This is a genomic window from Streptomyces sp. NPDC002018 (assembly GCF_042890865.1).
Classification (GTDB): Bacteria; Actinomycetota; Actinomycetes; order Streptomycetales; family Streptomycetaceae; genus Streptomyces.
Window position 1 is genome coordinate 117,362 of the sequence record NZ_JBIASO010000010.1, and the last position, 16,933, is coordinate 134,294.

Annotated in this window: 15 protein-coding genes; 10 read left to right on the forward strand and 5 right to left on the reverse strand. The window is 71.6% G+C overall.

What is annotated here, in order from left to right:
- The first annotated feature begins 17 nt into the window (after positions 1-17).
- Positions 18-923, forward strand: coding sequence for an alpha/beta hydrolase (locus tag ACFYYH_RS18650; RefSeq protein ID WP_388551887.1), 906 nt, complete (start codon positions 18-20; stop codon positions 921-923).
- Positions 916-1,545: a maleylpyruvate isomerase family mycothiol-dependent enzyme gene (locus tag ACFYYH_RS18655; protein WP_388551889.1), complete on the forward strand. Its 630-nt coding sequence runs from the start codon at positions 916-918 to the stop codon at positions 1,543-1,545. Before ACFYYH_RS18650 ends, ACFYYH_RS18655 begins: the two co-directional genes overlap by 8 nt.
- 55 nt (positions 1,546-1,600) lie before the next feature.
- On the opposite strand, the gene ACFYYH_RS18660 is transcribed toward ACFYYH_RS18655, so the two are convergent.
- Positions 1,601-2,071: a MarR family winged helix-turn-helix transcriptional regulator gene (locus ACFYYH_RS18660; RefSeq protein WP_388551891.1), complete on the reverse strand. Its 471-nt coding sequence runs from the start codon at positions 2,069-2,071 to the stop codon at positions 1,601-1,603.
- Between the two features lie 162 nt (positions 2,072-2,233).
- On the opposite strand from ACFYYH_RS18660, the gene ACFYYH_RS18665 reads away from it, so the two are divergent.
- Entirely contained in the window at positions 2,234-2,971 is a 738-nt protein-coding gene (locus ACFYYH_RS18665) for an SDR family NAD(P)-dependent oxidoreductase (RefSeq protein WP_388551893.1), read from the forward strand.
- 190 nt (positions 2,972-3,161) lie between these two features.
- Here the strand turns inward: ACFYYH_RS18665 and map are convergent, their stop codons facing one another.
- A complete protein-coding gene (gene map, locus ACFYYH_RS18670; RefSeq protein WP_388551895.1) occupies positions 3,162-3,944 on the reverse strand; it encodes a type I methionyl aminopeptidase in 783 nt (260 codons plus the stop codon).
- A 538-nt stretch (positions 3,945-4,482) separates the two neighbouring features.
- On the opposite strand from map, the gene ACFYYH_RS18675 reads away from it, so the two are divergent.
- Positions 4,483-5,049, forward strand: coding sequence for a snapalysin family zinc-dependent metalloprotease (locus tag ACFYYH_RS18675; protein ID WP_388551897.1), 567 nt, complete (start codon positions 4,483-4,485; stop codon positions 5,047-5,049).
- Between the two features lie 32 nt (positions 5,050-5,081).
- Here ACFYYH_RS18675 and ACFYYH_RS18680 read toward each other — a convergent pair whose 3' ends face one another.
- On the reverse strand, positions 5,082-5,528 hold the full coding sequence (locus tag ACFYYH_RS18680; RefSeq protein ID WP_388551898.1) for an ArsR/SmtB family transcription factor: 447 nt from the start codon (positions 5,526-5,528) through the stop codon (positions 5,082-5,084).
- Positions 5,529-5,673: 145 nt separating this feature from the next.
- Positions 5,674-6,237 carry a type 1 glutamine amidotransferase domain-containing protein gene (locus ACFYYH_RS18685; RefSeq protein WP_388551900.1) on the reverse strand — a complete coding sequence of 188 codons (564 nt, stop codon included), beginning with the start codon at positions 6,235-6,237 and terminating at the stop codon, positions 5,674-5,676.
- A gap of 590 nt (positions 6,238-6,827) precedes the next feature.
- Between ACFYYH_RS18685 and ACFYYH_RS18690 the strand changes: the two genes are divergently transcribed.
- The 4 genes from ACFYYH_RS18690 (at position 6,828) to ACFYYH_RS18705 (ending at position 12,995) form a co-directional block, all read left to right on the forward strand.
- Positions 6,828-7,694, forward strand: a complete 867-nt coding sequence (locus ACFYYH_RS18690) for an alpha/beta fold hydrolase (RefSeq protein ID WP_388551902.1) — start codon at positions 6,828-6,830, stop codon at positions 7,692-7,694.
- A 306-nt stretch (positions 7,695-8,000) separates the two neighbouring features.
- Positions 8,001-11,045: a BTAD domain-containing putative transcriptional regulator gene (locus ACFYYH_RS18695; RefSeq protein ID WP_388551904.1), complete on the forward strand. Its 3,045-nt coding sequence runs from the start codon at positions 8,001-8,003 to the stop codon at positions 11,043-11,045.
- Positions 11,046-11,159: 114 nt separating this feature from the next.
- Positions 11,160-12,080 carry an SCO0930 family lipoprotein gene (locus tag ACFYYH_RS18700; protein WP_388551905.1) on the forward strand — a complete coding sequence of 307 codons (921 nt, stop codon included), beginning with the start codon at positions 11,160-11,162 and terminating at the stop codon, positions 12,078-12,080.
- Between the two features lie 324 nt (positions 12,081-12,404).
- Positions 12,405-12,995: a sigma-70 family RNA polymerase sigma factor gene (locus tag ACFYYH_RS18705; protein WP_388551907.1), complete on the forward strand. Its 591-nt coding sequence runs from the start codon at positions 12,405-12,407 to the stop codon at positions 12,993-12,995.
- 48 nt (positions 12,996-13,043) lie between these two features.
- Here the strand turns inward: ACFYYH_RS18705 and ACFYYH_RS18710 are convergent, their stop codons facing one another.
- Positions 13,044-14,483 carry a hypothetical protein gene (locus tag ACFYYH_RS18710; RefSeq protein ID WP_388551909.1) on the reverse strand — a complete coding sequence of 480 codons (1,440 nt, stop codon included), beginning with the start codon at positions 14,481-14,483 and terminating at the stop codon, positions 13,044-13,046.
- Positions 14,484-14,680: 197 nt separating this feature from the next.
- Between ACFYYH_RS18710 and ACFYYH_RS18715 the strand changes: the two genes are divergently transcribed.
- Positions 14,681-16,564: a hypothetical protein gene (locus ACFYYH_RS18715; RefSeq protein WP_388551911.1), complete on the forward strand. Its 1,884-nt coding sequence runs from the start codon at positions 14,681-14,683 to the stop codon at positions 16,562-16,564.
- Positions 16,565-16,633: 69 nt separating this feature from the next.
- Positions 16,634-16,927 carry a WXG100 family type VII secretion target gene (locus ACFYYH_RS18720; RefSeq protein WP_388551913.1) on the forward strand — a complete coding sequence of 98 codons (294 nt, stop codon included), beginning with the start codon at positions 16,634-16,636 and terminating at the stop codon, positions 16,925-16,927.
- Positions 16,928-16,933 lie beyond the last annotated feature (6 nt).

The following is a 16,933-nucleotide window of genomic DNA, read 5'->3' on the forward strand; positions in this document are numbered from 1 at the left end:
CGAGAGGAGCAATGACGATGTCCGACACCACGCACACGTCGTTCCAGTCCAAGGGCAGCCGGTGCGCCGCCTGGCTCACCCGCCCCACAGGCACCGGGCCGTTTCCGGCCGTCGTGCTGGTCCACGGCTTCGGCGCCACCCACGAGATGCGGCTCGCCCCGTACGAACAGGCCTTCGCCGCTGCCGGAATGGCCGTGCTCTCCTTCGACTTCCGCAACCTCGGAGCCTCCGAAGGAACCCCGCGCCAACTCATATCGGTGCGTCGCCAGTTGGCGGACATCGACGCCGCCCTCGACTTCGTCCGGCGGGATCCGAAGATTGATGGCAGCCGCATCGCCCTCTGGGGCACCTCGATGGGCGCGACCCACGTCCTGCTGACGGCGGCCCGGCATCCCGAACTGGCCGCGGCCGTGGTGCAGTGCCCGGTGGTCAACACGGTGAACGCGGCCTTCAGCTCGGGCCTGCGACACGTCCTCAGGCTCGTCGGCCCGATCACCGATGACCTGCTCCGGGCCGCCTTGCGGCTCCCCCGCAGGTACATCGCCGTCGTCGGCGAACCAGCCACCTCCGCGGTCGTGACCGTGCCAGGAGCCAAGGAAGGCTGGTACGGCATGGTTCCCCCGGACGTGGACTTCGACAACCGGGTCACCGCCGCGGTCGGCGCCGAACTCGTCACCCTCAACGCCTCCCGCAGGTCGGCGAAGATCACGTCTCCGCTGCTGGTGTGCGTGTCGGACCACGAGACGCTGACGGACCCCCGCATCGCCGTGAAGACCGCCGAACGCGCTCCGAGGGGCGTCGCCATCCGCTACCCCGCCGACCACTTCGAGGTGTACCACGCACCGCTCGCCGAGGGGATCATCGCCGACCAAGTCGCCTTCCTCACCCGTCACCTCGGCCTGAGCGAGGCCCTCCATGCGTGACCTCGTCCGCCGCCAGGACGAGCACTTCCTGGCATTCGCGTACTCGCTGACCGATGACGAGTGGGCCGCACCCAGCCTGTGCGCCGGCTGGACGAACAAGGACGTCCTGGCACACCTGGCCCTCGGCCTTCAGCTCCCGAACACGCGGCTGCTGGCCGAAATGGCAAGGCGGCGCGGCTCCTTCGACACCGCGAACGACATACTCACCCGCGCACACGCCCATCGCCACAGCGCCGCCGAACTGATCGAGCAATTCGACCGCGGGCGCGACCGCCCCCGCGGAGTCGGACGGCTGCTCCCGGCTCCGCTGCTCCTGGGCGACCACACCGTCCACCATCTCGATATCGCGCTGGCCCTCGACCGGTCCGCGAACCTCGCGCCGGAGACAGCGAACGCTGTCCTCCACGTGGAGGCAACCATCCCCAACCCCTTCATCCCCGCCAGGAAGAGGAGCAGGAACCTGCACCTCACCACGACCGACACCGGGTGGAGCGCGGGATCAGCCGGCCGGCCACCGGCGCGCGGCCCGGCGGAGGCCCTCATCTCGCTTCTGGCCGGGCGCGGACACGCACGCGACCGCCTCACCGGCGCGGGCGCGCCGATGCTGGCAGCCCGGCTCTGATCCTTCTGCGCACCGGGTCACCGGGTCACCGGGTCACCGGGTCACCGGCCAGGCTTCAGCCGTCGGCCGCTTCCAGTTTCTGCCAGATCCGCGCCAGGGCGGCGATGTCGTCCCCGTCGAGGGGCTCGACGAAGAACTCCTTGACCGACTCCTCGAACGTCCTGGCCACGGTCTCGATATAGCCGCGGCCGTCCTCCGTCAGGCTGATCAAGGAAACCCGGCCGTCATCCTGGTTGGCGCCACGCACGAGATGGCCGGCGTCGATCAACTCCTGCACCAGCCGGGACGCCCGGGTAGGGCTCACGGTCACCAGCTCACTCGCCAGGGAGCGGACCGGCTGGGGTTCGAAGTCCTTGAGGCGGCAGAGGATCTCGAAGGCGCTGAACGAGAGCCGGTGGCGCTCCATCAGCACGGTCTCGATCCGTGACCGCATGGCGGCCTGGGCGTACATCAGCCCGAACCAGCCGTCCTGCTCCGGCTGCGAGATGACCGTTGATGTCGTCCGAGGCGCCTTCACGAGATCCACACTACCAGCCTCTGCATGCCCCCAGACTTAGATGCCTGCGCACGCATCAGGTACTGTGATGACGTAATCCGGCGAGGGGCGCCCGCGGTCGCCCGGCAGCCGTGTGCCGTGGTCCCTCGCGGCCCCGGCCGGCCCAGCCGCCCCGGAGGAAAGGAAAAGTGCATGTCAGGAAAGTTCGACGGGAAGATCGCGCTCATCACGGGCGGCTCATCGGGAATGGCTCTGGCCACCGCGGAGCGGTTCGTCGAGGAGGGTGCCCTCGTCTACATCACCGGCCGACGTCAGCAGCTCCTCGACGACGCGGTGCGCCGCCTCGGCCCGCGACTGCGTGGAATCAGCGTCGACGCGGCCGAGCTGGAAGACATCGAGATGTTGTTCACCACCATCGCCGCCGAGGCGGGGAGGCTGGACATCCTCTATGCCAGCGCGGGGATCGGCAGCCTCCAGGAGCCCTTGGCCGAGGTGACGCCGGCCGGCTTCGACGAGGTCTTCGGCCTCAACGTCCGCGGCACGCTGTTCGCCGCCCAGCGCGCCGCCGCGCTGATGACCGAAGGCGGCTCCATCATCCTCAACGGATCGGCGGCCGCGGAGAAGGCGATGCCGGGATCGTCGCTCTACGCGGCCAGCAAGGCGGCGCTGCGATCGTTCGCCCGTGTATGGAGCGCCGAACTGTCCGGTCGCGGTATCCGCGTCAACGTGCTGCATCCCGGCCCCATCGACACCCCGGCGCTGGAGCGCCTCTCCCCCGAGGCACGGAACCATCTCGTGTCGCTCACCACCCTTGGCCGGCTCGGACAGGCCCGGGAGGTGGCGGGAGCCGTACTCTTCCTGGCCTCCGCCGACGCCGGCTTCGTCAGCGGCACCGAACTGTTCGTCTCCGGGGGCATGGGCCAGTCCTAGGGAGAGGCCCTGGATGTACGGATCGGCCACCCGTCGGCGACGGGACGAGCGACGTCGACGCGGTGTGGGGGAGCGTCGACGCGGTGTCGGGGAGCCAGGTCAGCGTTGACATGAGGCATGGGCAGCCTCTCGTTTCACCGACGGTTCGCCGTGCGGTGCCCGGAGAGGAGGAACACGGGGGGCTCCTACCTCATGGCCGCGCCTGCTTCGGCAAGGTGAGGATTTCGGCTCCGTCGTCGGTGATGGCGATCGTGTGCTCACTGTGCGCCGTCCGGCAGCCCGTCACACTGCGGAGCGTCCACCCGTCGGCATCGGTGACGAGTTCAGCGGTGTCCGCCATGACCCACGGCTCCAGTGCCAGCAGCAGCCCGGGACGCAGTTTGTATCCACGGCCAGGGCGGCCGGTGTTCGAAACGTGGGGGTCCTGGTGCATCGTCGATCCGATGCCATGACCTCCGAACTCGGTGTTGATCGGGTACCCCGCCTCGCTGAGGACCGTGCCGATGGCATGGGAGATGTCGCCGATGCGGGCCCCGGGCCCGGCAGCGGCGATCCCCGCGGCCAGCGCGCGTTCGGTCGCACGGATCAGCGCGACGCTCTGCGGGGGCTTCGCGTCGCCCACGATGAAACTGATGGCGGCGTCTGCGGCGACTCCGCCCCTGGAGACGGCGAGGTCGAGTGTCAGCAGATCGCCGTCGGCAAGTGTGCAGTCGGACGGCCGTCCGTGGAGCACGGCGTCGTTGACGGCCGTGCAGATGTAGTGGCCGAACGGGCCGCGTCCGAAGGACGGCTCGTAGTCGACGTAGCAGGACTGCGCTCCAGCCTCGACGATCATGGTCTTGGCCCACCGGTCGATGTCCAGAAGGTTCGTGCCGATCGTGCTACGGCTCTTCAGCGTCTGGAGGATGTCAGCGACCAGGGCGCCTGTCTCCCTCGCTCGGGCCAACAGGGTGTGGTTCAGAATCTCGATCATGCGTCGACCTTCTCATGCAACCAATAACTATACCGGCCATACTATACCGGTATGAGAATCGGAAGCTCGGAGGCGTCGACAGGAGAGACCGATGCGCTCCGACGGGCACTGGCCGGGTAACGCGCGGGCCATGTCGAGCCCTGAGGCATCCACGGTGGGGGTTTCGGTCACGCCGTCAGCCCCCTGTACCACTGAGTTCGTAGCTCTGTCGTCCCGCCGCTCTGTGCGGCCGGACGCGTGTGCCCTCGGGTGCTGACCGCGGCGACGAGACGTCTCTTCTCACGCTCTCTCACCTCGGAGTTACTCGATCGCGGCCGACCGGAGCAAGGAGGTCCTCCGGTGACGCGTGCGAGCGCTCCCTTGAACCTCGCGGCGTAAGACGGGTTTTCCAGAGGCCGCCCAACCAGCCGTTCCCCGGCCGTCCGCGCTCCTCTGCACGGTCGGCGGGATGGACGGATTGGTATCGGTCCTCACTGGGCAGAGAGCACGGGAAGGTCGTGTCATGTGCACGACCATCTTTCCTGTAAGGAGGTCGACCATGCACGTCCGTACGTTGACCAGCGGGCTCGCCGCCGCCCTGGTCGTGACCTTTTCCCTGATGGGTGGTCAGGCCGTGGCCGCCCCTGCCGCGGACGCCGACGGAGCCCTGGCCGCACGCGTAGTCACCTACGACGCCAGCGGTTCCGCGGAGTTCAGGTCCGCGGTCGACCGGGGCGCCGCGATCTGGAACGAGAGCGTCGACGCCGTCGAACTGCGACCGGTCGCGGCCGGGCAACGCGCCAATATACGGGTCCTGGCGGACAACGGCTGGCCCCGTGCGATCACCACCTCGCTGGGCAACGGAACCGTCTACATCGGTCGGCAGGCGGTGAACGAGGGGCACAACACCATCCGCATCTCGTCCCACGAACTGGGCCACATCCTGGGCCTGCCGGACCGCAAGCCCGGACCCTGTACGAGCCTGATGTCCGGTTCCAGCGCGGGAACCACATGCACGAACGCCTATCCGAACACGGCCGAGAAGGCCGAGGTCGAGGGGTACTTCGGTGGTGGGTTCGCGCGGACGGCAGGAGCGGTACCGCTCAACACCATGATCGTGGACTGACACACCGCGCCGGACCCCACGTGCGAGTGACCTCACGCCCCGGAACGCGGTTCGCGTTCCGGGGCGGCTTGGCCGAGGGGGGTGAGAGTGTGGAGGACGGTGTCGCGGTGGCGGGTGGTCGTGGCGAGGCCGGCTTCCCGGAGTGTGGCAGCGTCTTCGCCGGCGGCGGGCTGGGCGATGCCGGTCCTACGGGCCAGTCCGGTGTTGATGCGGCCGTCGTCGATGGCGCGCAGACAGGCGGCCCGGGTTGCATGCGCGAGCGCGGGCTGCCGTACGCGTCGATGGAGGCGGCCCGGGAAGCGGTCCGCCGCGGTTACGAGACCGCCGGCGGGGCGGACGAGGCCCGGCGGACCGAGATCCGGACGGCGGTCGCCGACGGCGAGTGCGCCCTCGCCGTGGGCATGCCCGAGGTGGTCGACCGGGTGGGCCGCCGGCACACGGGCGATCTCACCGCGCGGCAGCGGCTGGGCCTCAACCACGCGGCCGGACTGCGTGCCGAGGCGCTGAAGCGTGCCCGCGAAGTCACGGGCGACCGTCCGCAGGCTGCCCGCCCTCCGTGTTGCCCGCCCTGCGTGTTGCCCGCCCTCCGTCGGCGCCGTCGTCGGAGGGGCTCGGGTGCGGGTGTTACCCGGCTATCTTGTGGCGGGCCCTGGCGAACTGGTCGACCACGGCTCGGCAGAAGGCCGGCAGGTCCGCGGGCGACCGGCTGGAGGTGAACTGGCCGTCGATGACGACCTCCTCGTCGACGACCTCCGCTCCGGCGTTGCGCAGGTCGGTACGTATGCTCGGCCAGGAGGTGAGGCGGTGGCCGCGTACGGCGTCTGCTTCGACCAGGGTCCACGGGCCGTGGCAGATCACGCCGATCGGCTTTCCACTGGCGACGAAGGCCTTCACGAAGCCGACGGCGTCCTTGTTCATCCGGAGCTGGTCGGGATTCATGGTGCCGCCCGGCAGGAGCAGCGCGTCGTAGTCGTCCACGGAGGCGTCGGCCACCAGCCGGTCGACGGGAAAGGTCCCGGCGGGGCTGATGTCGAACTGCCGGGCCTGGATCTCACCGGGGTGGATGGAGAGGATCTCACTGGTCGCTCCGGCACCGTAGAGGGCGCCGCGGGGCTGTTCGAGTTCTACGCGTTCCACACCGTCGGCGGCCAGGATCGCGACTTTCCGGTCACGCAATGCGTATTCCATGATGGTTGATCGTCCTTTCCGCTGAGCGGGTCCGGTCACGGACGCCGGGCGGTGTGCCGGCCGCGTCCGCGGACGCCGTGAGTCCGGCCCGTACGCGGAGAGAGGCGCCGGGACACCGCACGAGCTTCGGGTCCGCGCACACGCGTCACATCCAGGCGCCCCGCGGCCACCCCGCACCGATAACAGCGCCGGTGGCCACATCACCGCGCCTCACTTCCCACCGTCCCACTCCGCTTCGGCTTGTCAACCGCTGGTCGTCCGGGTGACCGCATCGCGAGACACCGGGCGTCGCGAGTCCCTGCCGGTGGTCGTAGGCTGGCACCTGTCGTAGGCCCGGGTCGTCCCGTCCTGGGCCGGGGCGCCCGTTCCCGGGTCCCACGATCTTCCGTACGAGGACCGCGCGCCTCCGCGGCGGCCACTCCCCCTCGAACGAGCGGGTGAGCCGGGTGCCGCGGTGTTCCCCACGAGCCGGTTCAGCGGCTCCGGTCCGGTCCTCGTCACACATCCCTCATCACACACCCCTCATCACATATCGACGAAGCCGTACTACACGCGGGCGATGCCGTCGGCCGGCGTGCGGAGGAGGCCTCATGAGCAGGCGGAGCAGCGGCCGTATCACCACCAACGACGGGGTGGGCATCCGCTACCTGGACGCGGGCGAGGGCGAACCGGTGGTGCTGGTGCCCGGATTCTCACAGAGCGCGGCCGAGTTCGGAAAGCAGATCGACGACCTGAGCCGTGACTACCGTGTCGTGGCGGTCGATCTGCGCGGACACGGGCTGTCGGAGAAACCCGATCATGGCTACCGGGTCTCCCGGCTGGCCGCCGATCTGCGGGATCTGGTCGTCACACTGGATCTTCGGGATGCCACCCTCCTCGGCCATTCCCTCGGCTGCGCCGTCATCTGGTGTTACTGGGACCTGTTCGGCGACGATCGCGTCCGTCGGCTCATTCTGGTCGACCAGGGAGCGGTGACCGCCGTGGATCTGGTCGCCGGAGAACGGGCAGCCGACCTCGGCGCCGTCTTCACCGCGGACACGGCCTTCGGCATCGCCGCCGCGCTGCGGGGGCCGGAGGCCGTCGCCATGGCCGACGCCATCCTGGAGAGCATGCACACCCCGTCGCTGAGCGCCGAGGACCTGGCCTGGCTCACGGAGCAGAACCTGCTTCTCCCCCGGGAGCACGCCGCGTCCCTGCACCTGGACCACTACGGCAACGACTGGAGGGACGTACTCCCCCGTATCACCGTGCCGACGCTTGTCATCGGCGGCGAGGTCAGCATCTTCCCACCCGAGACGGCGCGGTGGACAGCCGCGCGGATCCCGCGTGGCCAGGTCCGCGTCTTCTCCGCCGAGGAGTCCGGAAGCCACTTGCTGTTCTGGGAGAACCCCCGGCTCTTCAACAGCGTCGTCAGGGATTTCATCGAGAGCGACACCGTGTCCGGCAGCCGAACCTGACGAAGGCGCCCGCTCGCCGGGCCCCTTCTCCGCCGGCACGACCGTGGTGACCGGCGCGACCGCGACCATGTGGGAGGCACATCACGTCACACTACCGACAACGCCGGCAAGGCGGCGGCCACGCAGATGTCCGCGGCCGGGGGCATCCCGGCCCTGACCGGCTCGGGGCGGGAACGGGGCCCCGGGCGGGGACCGGGCTCCCGGGCAAACAGGCGGGGACCGGGCTCCCGGGCGAACGGCGCGGCAGGCGCGCCCCCTCGGCCGGACAGGGCCCCGTACGCGTCGGGATCGCGGGGACCGTCGCTCATGCGTGATCAGAGCGGATCCCGACGACCGGACGACGGAGCCATGGACCGCGCCTTCGACTCCGCTGCCGTCCGTTTCACTGTTCTGGGGCCCGTCCGTGCGTGGCTCGGTGAAGTCGAGCTGCCCCTGGGCCCGCCGAAACAGCAGGCCGTGCTGGCGCTCCTGCTGACCCAGGCGGGCCGCCCCGTTCCCCTGTACGAGATCGTGGACGTGCTGTGGGGTGGGGATCCGCCGAACAGCGCGGTGAACGTGGTGCACCGGCATGTGGGCGCGCTGCGCAGACTGCTCGAACCGGAGCTGAGGACGCGTGCGGACGCACGGCGGCTGCTGCGCGGGTCCGGCGGATACCGGCTGAATGTGGACCCGGACGCGGTGGACCTCCTGCGGTTCCGGGCGCTGCGCGGCGAGGCGCGGTCGGCGGCAGCGGACGGAGATCCCGAGCGGGCGGCGACGCTGCTGGTGGCGGCGCTGTCGCTGTGGCGCGGGCCCACCGCGGCCGGCCTGCCTCCGGTGGTGCGTGCTCACCCCGCGTTCGCGGCCGTCGACGGTGAATACACGGCGGCCGCCAAGGAAGCGGCCGACACGGCGCTCACGGCCGGTCACGCGGAGTACGTCCTGGCCGCGCTGCGGAAAGCGGCCGCTCTGGAACCCCTGGACGAAGGCCTGCAAGCACGGCTCGTGACCGTCCTGTCCGCCGCAGGGCAGCAGGCGCAGGCCCTGGATCACTACCGGACGGTCCGTGCCCGACTGACGGCGGAACTGGGGCTGGACCCCGGACCGGAGCTGCGGGCCGCTCAGCAGCGGGTGCTGCGGCAGACCGCGTCCGCCGGTCCCGGCGGATCCGCTCCCCGCACCGACACCGACACCGAGATCGACGTGGGCGTGGGCGCGGGTGCGGGCCCGGAAGCGGGCACGGGCGCCGGTGCGGGTACCAACACCAACACCAACACCGGCACCGGCACCGGCACCGGCACCGGCACCGAGGCAAGCACCGCCCGGGTGCGGCCCGCGCAACTCCCTCCGGACCTGGCCGTGTTCACCGGCCGGGACGCGGAACTCGCCCGCGCCCAGGCGCTGTTGCCCGAGGACGGATCCGCATCCCCCGCCGTGGTGATCAGCGCCATCGGGGGCGCGCCCGGCGTCGGCAAGACCACTCTCGCGGTGCACTGGGCACACCAGGTCGCCCCGCGCTTCCCCGATGGGCAGCTGTATGTGAACCTGCGGGGGTACGACCCCGGCGAGTCCGTGATGCGGCCGGCCGAGGCGATCCGTTCCTTCCTCGACGCGTTCGGCGTTCCGCCCGGCCGTGTCCCCGCGAGCCTCGACGCACAGACCGCGCTGTACCGCAGCCTTCTGGCCGACCGCCGGGTCCTGGTGCTGCTCGACAACGCACGCGACGCCGAGCAGGTCCGCCCCCTGCTTCCGGCGGCACCCGGCTGCCTGGCCATCGTCACCAGCCGTCACCAGCTCCCCGGTCTCATGGCGTCCGACGGGGCCCGTCCCCTGCGGCTCGACCTCCTGACCGCGGACGAATCCCTCGATTTCCTGGTCCGGCGGCTGGGAGAGGAGCGGGTGGCGGCGGAACCGGACGCCGCCGGTCACATCGTGGAACTGTGCGGGCGGCTGCCGCTGGCGCTCGCGGTGGTGTGCGCGCGTGCGGCGGTGCATCCCCACTTCTCGCTGGCGTCCGTCGCCGAGGAACTCCGTCAGAGCCACGGCAGCCTGGACGCCTTCGACGCGGGCGACCCGACCACCGACCCCCGCTCGGTCTTCTCCTGGTCGTACCGCACACTCACTCCGGCCGCGGCGCGGCTGTTCCGGCTGCTGTCACTGTGTCCGGGACCGGATGTCTCGCTGGGTGCGGCGGCGAGCCTGGCCGGACTCGCCGTGCGGGCCGTACGGCCCGTGCTGGCCGAGCTGGCGCGGGCGCACCTGTGCTCCGAGCATGTCCTGGGCAGGTACGCCTCCCACGACCTGCTGCGCGCGTACAGCCGTGAGCTGGCACAGGCCGACGACCCACGGCAGGAGCTGACCGCGGCCCGGCGCCGGCTGCTCGACCACTATCTGCACAGCGCCTACGCGGCGTGCACCCTGCTGGCGCCGCAGCGCGAGCAGATCACCCTGCCGCCCCCGGTGGCGGGCGCGGAGGCCGTGGAGTTCGACGACCACGACCGGGCGCACGCCTGGCTGACCACGGAACTCACCGTGCTCCAGGCAGTGATCGAGAGCGACGCGGCGAGCGGATCGGGCGCGTACGCCTGGCGGTTGGCCTCGACGCTGGAGCACTTCCTGGACCGGCTGGGCCGCCGTCAGGAGCAACTCGCCCTGCAGAGCACGGCGCTGACGGCCGCCCGGCGGCTCGGTGATCCGACCGGACAGGCGCACACGCACCGCGCGCTGGGCCTGGCCCACGGCCGGCTGGAACGTCATGACGAGGCACGGACCCATCTGCTGCGCGCCCGCGAACTGTTCGCGGAGATCCGCGATCCGCCGGGCGAGGGCCGGACCGAGCGCTATCTCGCCTTCCTGGCCAACATGCGGGGCGCGTACCGTGAGGCGCTGGACCACTACGTGCGGGCGGACTCGCTCTACGCGTCGGCCGGTCACCGCGGCGGCGGGCGTGCCGCGATCGCCAACGAGGTCGGGTGGACACACATCCTGCTGGGCGAGCCCCGCGAGGCGCTGGACGAGTGCCGTCGCGCGGTCAGGCTCGCGCGGCAGAGCGGGAACCGGAATGTGGAGGCGGCCGCCTGGGACAGCATCGGCGTCGCCCACCACCGTCTCGGGCAGCGGGAACGCGCCCTGGAGGCGTTCGGCCATGCCCTGGACCAGTACCGGGAGATCAGTGACGCCTATCTGACGGCCGACACCCTGGTCCACATCGGTGACGCGCACGCGGCCGCGGGGGCCGGCCCGGCCGCGCAGGCCGCCTGGCAGGAGGCTCTGGGGATCCTGGAGGCGGTCGGTCATCCGGAGGCCGGGGACGTACGGGCCCGGCTGCGGCGCACGGCGGGGCGTCCGGCGGGGCGTCCGGCCGGTTCCTGAAGCGGCACAGGCACACCGAACGCCGGGACGTCGAACTCGGCACCGTACCGAATCCGTGTAGAGGGGGATGCTGCCGCGCCTGGACGCGGACGCACAGTGAACCCGAGGAACAAGATGAAGAAGAACTCCCGCGGTGTGGCCCTCGTTGTCGCGCCGACCGCCGCGATGGTGCTTGCCCTGGCCGGCTGCGGCTCGGAGTCGGCAGGTTCCCAGGACTCCGGGAAGGCGTCGGCGGGGCCGAGCCTCCGGGTGGTGCCCGAAGCCTCGCGGTCCGCGAAGGCCCTCTCCGCCGGAAACGTGTCGGTCCGCACGGACGCGAAGCTGAAGACCGTCGTCGTCGACGGCAAGGGCATGACGACGTACGTCTTCACGAAGGACGCGGCCACCCCCGGCGAGTCCAGTTGTTACGACGCCTGTGCCACCGCCTGGCCGCCCGTTCCCGCGGCGGACTCCTCGGCCGCGGCCGGACTCAACCGGGACCTGCTCGGCTCGCTCACCCGTAAGGACGGGACCGAGCAGCTCACGGTCGCCGGGAAGCCGCTGTACTACTTCGCGCAGGACGAGAAGGCCGGGGACACCAAGGGCCAGGGAGTGAACAAGGTCTGGTACGCGGCGGCGCCCGACGGCGCCCCGGCGGGAGTGGACCGGCCCGCGCTCGGCGTGCTCGACGACCCCGCCCTCGGCCGGGTGCTCCAGGACCGCGAGGGCCGCACCCTGTACCTGCTCACCAAGGACACCCCGTGGCCGATGAAGACGGCCTGCGACGCGGCGTGCCTGGAGAATTGGACACCCAGCGCGCCGGTCACCGCGGCGGACGCCAGGGCGGCCGGGCTCGACCCGAAGGTGCTGTTCACCTTCACCACACCGGACGGCACCCCGCAGGAGTCGTTCAACTGCTGGCCCGCCTACACCTTCAAGGGTGACACCGGACCCGGGCAGACGAACGGGCAGAAGGTGGGAGGGGTCTGGTTCGCCGTCAAGGCGGACATCCCCGCGAGCGACCGCGGGAAGACCGTCCCGGCCGCGAAGGGCTGACCCGCTTCTCGCCTCCCGCCCCGCCTCCGGCCCTCTTCTCCCATCCCCCTGCGGGCCGGCGTTCCCGTACGGGCCGGCGTTCCCGTACGGGCCGGCCCGCTTTTTCGCAGGGCCGGCCCGTGCGGGACGCGGCCGCGTCGCGGCGGGCCCGTCGCACCGGCTCGCGAGGGCCGCCCGCGGCCGTCACTTTTTCGGCACCGCGGTCTGCCTACGCTCGGCGCCCGATCCCGTACGCCACACCCGGAACATCTCCCACCCCGCCGGGCCCCCGCCCCGGCGGGGTCGGGCGACCGGTGCGGCTCAAGCCCCAGGAACCCGAGAAACATGACGTCACAAGCGGGCCGTAACGCCGCACACCCGGTACAGCGGCAGCACCATCCCGTGCACGCCCTGGTCGAGGAGCACCGCGGCGCCCTCCTCAGTTACGCCGAACGGCTGCTGGCCGACCGGCACCTCGCCGAGGACATCGTCCAGGAGACCCTCATCCGTGCCTGGCACCACATCGACCGGCTGCTCGAACGTGAGGGTTCGGTCCGCGGCTGGCTCCTCACCGTGGCCCGCAACCTGGTCATCGACCGGATGCGCAGCGCCCACAGCCGCCACGAGACGGTGGCGTCCGACACCCGGGACGTGCCCCAGCCGGACCACACCCACGCGGTGCTCACCTCGTTGGAGACCACCTCGCTGCTGCGCGGACTGTCGCTGGAGCAGCGCGAGGTGCTCGTCCACACCTATCTCTGCGGACGGACCGTGAAGGAGACGGCGCACATCCTCGGGATACCGGCGGGGACCGTCAAATCCCGCCAGCACTACGCGTTGCACACCCTGCGCCGGCGCGTCGGCGAGGAGTCCGTGTCCGACGGACACGCGGCGGGCGCCGAGCACATCGGCACCCGGCGCCCCACCGCTCGCTGAGACCGGCCCCGCGGCCGGCGCCTCAGGCGGGCGCCTCAGGCGGGCGCCTCAGGCGGGCACGGTCAGTTCCAGGTCCAGGACCGGGATCTCCACCCGCCCGTCGGCCGCGGTACGCCAGCGCCAGTGCGCGCCGTCCACCTCACCGCAGACCAGCGCGGTCCACCCGGCCCCGCCAGGACCGCACAGCGCCCGGAGGTCGGCGGCCTCCCGCGCCGTCGGCGCGCCCGACATCACCACCAGTCCCTTCACCGGGCGGCGCACGGCGGCGGCCCGCAGCGTCACGTCCCCGGCCGGTGCGACCGCCGGTGCGACCGGTGCGGGCGGCGGGACCGCGGGACCGGAGCGCTCCGCCAGTGCCCGGGGCACCGGGATGTCCGGTGCCCCGTCCGGCGCGCGCATCACCGTCACGGGCATCCCGGGCGTGTGGCGCGCGACCTCGGCCAGCAGCGCCCGTACGACGTCCCGTGCCACGCCGGGGTCGCCGGACACGCTGAGCACTCCGTCGAGACGGCTGAGGTCGACGAACACCGGCTCGTCGTCGCTGTCGATGCCCACCCGCACCAGGCAGGCGTCCTCCGTGAGTCCGCGCCGGGGAACACTCTCGTCGACCCCGCGCATCAGCCAGGTGCCCGCTCCCGTGGGACGGCGCCACCGGGCGCCGTCCAGGCGCTGCCACGGGGCCTCCGCCCGGTCGGGTGGTGACAGCCACGCGGTCACGCCCGCCTGCTCCACGCGCAGGGCATGGACAGGGGTGCCCGGTGTGCCGTCCCGTCCGGCGAACTCCTCCAGCGCCCGGTAGGCCCGGCGTACGGAGTCGGCGTCACCGGCGAAGCGTGCTCCGAGGGACCGGCGGAACCTGAGCAGACGGCGACGGCGGACCGGATCGCCGAGCCTGCTCAGCGTCCTCCCCACGGCCCCGGCCGCCCCGCGGACCTGACGGCGCGCCACGATACCGGCCGTCACCAGCGCCAGAAGCACCGCGGCGGCACCGGCGATCACGGCGGCGAACGGGATCGTCAGGGCGCCCGAACCGTCGTCGGACTCCCGGCCCGTGCCCGCATCCGCGTTCCCCTGCCTCGGTGGGTCCGCCGTGTCCGAGGAGCCGGTTTCACGGGCCAGCCGCACATCCGGGCCGGTCGCGTCCTCGGGCAGCCGCAGAATCCAGCCGGGCCGCAGTGGATCGGTCAGGGCGTTCAGGGCGCCGCCGTCGGGCTGCGCCAGACCCCGGTTGAGCTCGAATATCTCCGCTGCCCGGCCCGCGTCGCCGAGCGTGCTCGCGGCGACGGACGCCGTCGTGGCCGCCTGGCCCGTGTCCGCGACGACGAACACCTTGACCAGATCATCACCGTCGTCGGCGTACACGGGCGACACCGCTCCCGTCCCCGCCCACAGAGCGAACACCAGGAGGAGCAGGGCTCCCAGGAGCCGGTATCCGCCGCCCCACCTGTCCCGGCGGATGGCGTCGGTGCGTTCTGTCTCGTCGTTCACACTCATGTCTCTCCGTGGCCACGGGCGCATGTCACCCACTACACGGGGCCGGTCGCCGAAAGGTTCGCGGGGACGGTTCGCGGGTGCGGTGAACACTTGCGGGCGCCCACGTCGTGTACCTGGGGCAGGCACTCGGACCCGGCACGGGGGGGAAAGCAGTGGGAAGACGGCACACGTCCGGATTCGACGTCGTGGGGATGGATCAGGACCCCACACCCGGCGACATCGACGAGATGGCGCGCGTCGAGACCCGCTACCGCGAAGTGGGGGACAAGGCGGACGTCGCCCTGCGGTTCGTCCGGCAGGGGGGCGGGCTGGAGACCGGGCGCGGCAGCGCCGTCGAGGCGCTGAGGAAGCAGATCGACGATCTGCCCGACAAGCTCCGGAAGACCGTCGACTCCTTCCACACCGCCGCCGACGCCTACCGGGACTACGCCCCGAAGCTCACCGAGGCGCAGTCCATGCTGGACGACGCCATGGACCAGGCCCAGTCCGTGGCCGGGCAGGCCGCCCAGACCGTACCCGCGCTGCCGGCCGGCGCCGACGACCGTCAGCAGGCGGACGCCCGCCAGCAGCAGGCACGCATCGACGAGGCCCAGGGCAAGCTGACCGCCGCCAAGCGCCTGGCGCAGAGCGCCAGAGAACTGCGTGAGCAGGCGCAGCGCACCTGTGCCGATGCCCTGGACCGGGCGGCCGGTCAGGCGATCCCCGAGCGCAACTTCTTCCAGAAGATCGCGGACTTCTTCAGGGACTTCCCGTTCATCCAGATCATCCTGGCGACGCTCATCGCCATCGTCTCCGTGTTCTTCCCGGTCGTGGGGCTGCTGCTGGGCGGGGCGTTGTTCGCGTTCAACCAAGTGGTGGCGATAGGAAGCGGGAACTTCAAGGCCGGTGACTTCCTGGCCGGTCTGATCGGGCTGGTCCCCGGCGGGGCGCTGGTCAAGCTGGGCGGGCGCGCCCTCACCACGTTCGCGCCCCGGCTGGTCAACGGTCTCAGGAACACACCGCTGGTGAAGAACGTCTCGGGGAGCATCACCTCGGTCAACAACTCCCTGGCCAACAGCCGCGTCGTCGGTCCGGCGGCGAACTTCGCCAAGGAGGCCGGTACCCGGTTCGCGGGCGCGGCGGGCCTGGAGGTGATCGTGAAGGCGGCCAACGGTGACCAGATCACCGCCGGCAACATCCTGGCCGGCGCGGCCGGCGGAGCGGTGGTGGGCGCGGGCATCGGCAAGTTCCGGGGCGCGCGCGGCACCGGGAACGGCACGTCCCAGGGCGGGACCACTCCCCCGGTCGGCGCCGGGGGCGTCTTCTCGGACGCCGCGCGCAACGCCAGGAATTCCGCGGGTGAACAGATCGAGCACTTCGGCGAGCAGGTGGCGTCCAGCGGCGCGAAGATCGGAGTCGCGGTCGGAGAGGGATCGTCCTTCGCGGACGCGCTCAACACCGAGGGTGCCAACCTGGTGCCCCAGGCTCCCGGACCGGCGGGCAAGAAGCCCCTCGCGGACCGGGCCGACGGCTTCATCCCGGTCAAGACCTCCGGCGGCGGGCCCGCCGCCACACCGGCCCAGACGTCTCCGGCCGCCACGCCGCCGCCTGCGCCGCCCGCGGCCCCGGCGCCACCGGCGGTCACACCGACACCGACACCGGTCACGACCGGGAACGGGAACGGGACGGGCACACCGACGCCGGCCGTCACCCCGCCCGTGTCCACCACTCCGCCCGGTTCTCCGGTGACCACCACATCACCACCGCCGGTCACCACGACACCCCCGCCGCAGGTGCCCGCGACACCCCCATCGCCGGTCTCCACCACACCACCCGGCTCCCCCGCCGCCGTCACGCCGCCGCCCCTCTCCACCGCACAGCCCGGCGGCCACGGCCCCGCCACCGCGCCCGGGAGCCCCACGACACCGGGCTCGCCCGACCAGCCGTTCTTCACCCCTCCGTCGACACCGACGGCGACGCCTCCCTCGTCGCCCCCGCCCGGAGGAACCCCGTTCCAGACACCTCCGCAGAGCCCGGTCGTACCGAGGCCGCCCAGCCCGGACCCGGCCGACGTCCCGCTGCCGCCGTCTCCCTGACGGCCGCGCCCCACAGACCTCCATCCGCCGTGGATGGACAGCACAGAGAACCGATCAAGGAGTGTCCTCATGCCCAACTTCGCCGTGAACTCGGACGAGACCGCCACCGCCTCCCAGTCGCTGCTCAATGACTTCTCGCAGCTCCAGGACAAGCTGACGGAGGTCAGGGGCCGCATCTCGCAGCTTCTGGCCAACGGCTACAGCACCCCGGCCGCACAGCAGAAGTTCCAGCCCTTCTTCGATGAGTTCGCCAAGGGGTTCGACCAGGTCAACCAGGGACTCCAGGGCATCGGTCAGTACGTGAAGGCCGTCGGTGACGCCTTCTCGCAGACCGACGAGCAGCTCGGCTCGAATCTGTCGTAACACCGT

Coding starts and splice junctions, on each gene's coding strand:
- ACFYYH_RS18650 (WP_388551887.1), top strand. CDS start 18: ATGTCCGACACCACGCACACGTCGTTCCAGTCCAAGGGCAGCCGGTGC.
- ACFYYH_RS18655 (WP_388551889.1), top strand. CDS start 916: ATGCGTGACCTCGTCCGCCGCCAGGACGAGCACTTCCTGGCATTCGCG.
- ACFYYH_RS18665 (WP_388551893.1), top strand. CDS start 2,234: ATGTCAGGAAAGTTCGACGGGAAGATCGCGCTCATCACGGGCGGCTCA.
- map (WP_388551895.1), bottom strand. CDS start 3,944: ATGATCGAGATTCTGAACCACACCCTGTTGGCCCGAGCGAGGGAGACA.
- ACFYYH_RS18675 (WP_388551897.1), top strand. CDS start 4,483: ATGCACGTCCGTACGTTGACCAGCGGGCTCGCCGCCGCCCTGGTCGTG.
- ACFYYH_RS18685 (WP_388551900.1), bottom strand. CDS start 6,237: ATGGAATACGCATTGCGTGACCGGAAAGTCGCGATCCTGGCCGCCGAC.
- ACFYYH_RS18690 (WP_388551902.1), top strand. CDS start 6,828: ATGAGCAGGCGGAGCAGCGGCCGTATCACCACCAACGACGGGGTGGGC.
- ACFYYH_RS18695 (WP_388551904.1), top strand. CDS start 8,001: ATGCGTGATCAGAGCGGATCCCGACGACCGGACGACGGAGCCATGGAC.
- ACFYYH_RS18700 (WP_388551905.1), top strand. CDS start 11,160: ATGAAGAAGAACTCCCGCGGTGTGGCCCTCGTTGTCGCGCCGACCGCC.
- ACFYYH_RS18705 (WP_388551907.1), top strand. CDS start 12,405: ATGACGTCACAAGCGGGCCGTAACGCCGCACACCCGGTACAGCGGCAG.
- ACFYYH_RS18715 (WP_388551911.1), top strand. CDS start 14,681: ATGGATCAGGACCCCACACCCGGCGACATCGACGAGATGGCGCGCGTC.
- ACFYYH_RS18720 (WP_388551913.1), top strand. CDS start 16,634: ATGCCCAACTTCGCCGTGAACTCGGACGAGACCGCCACCGCCTCCCAG.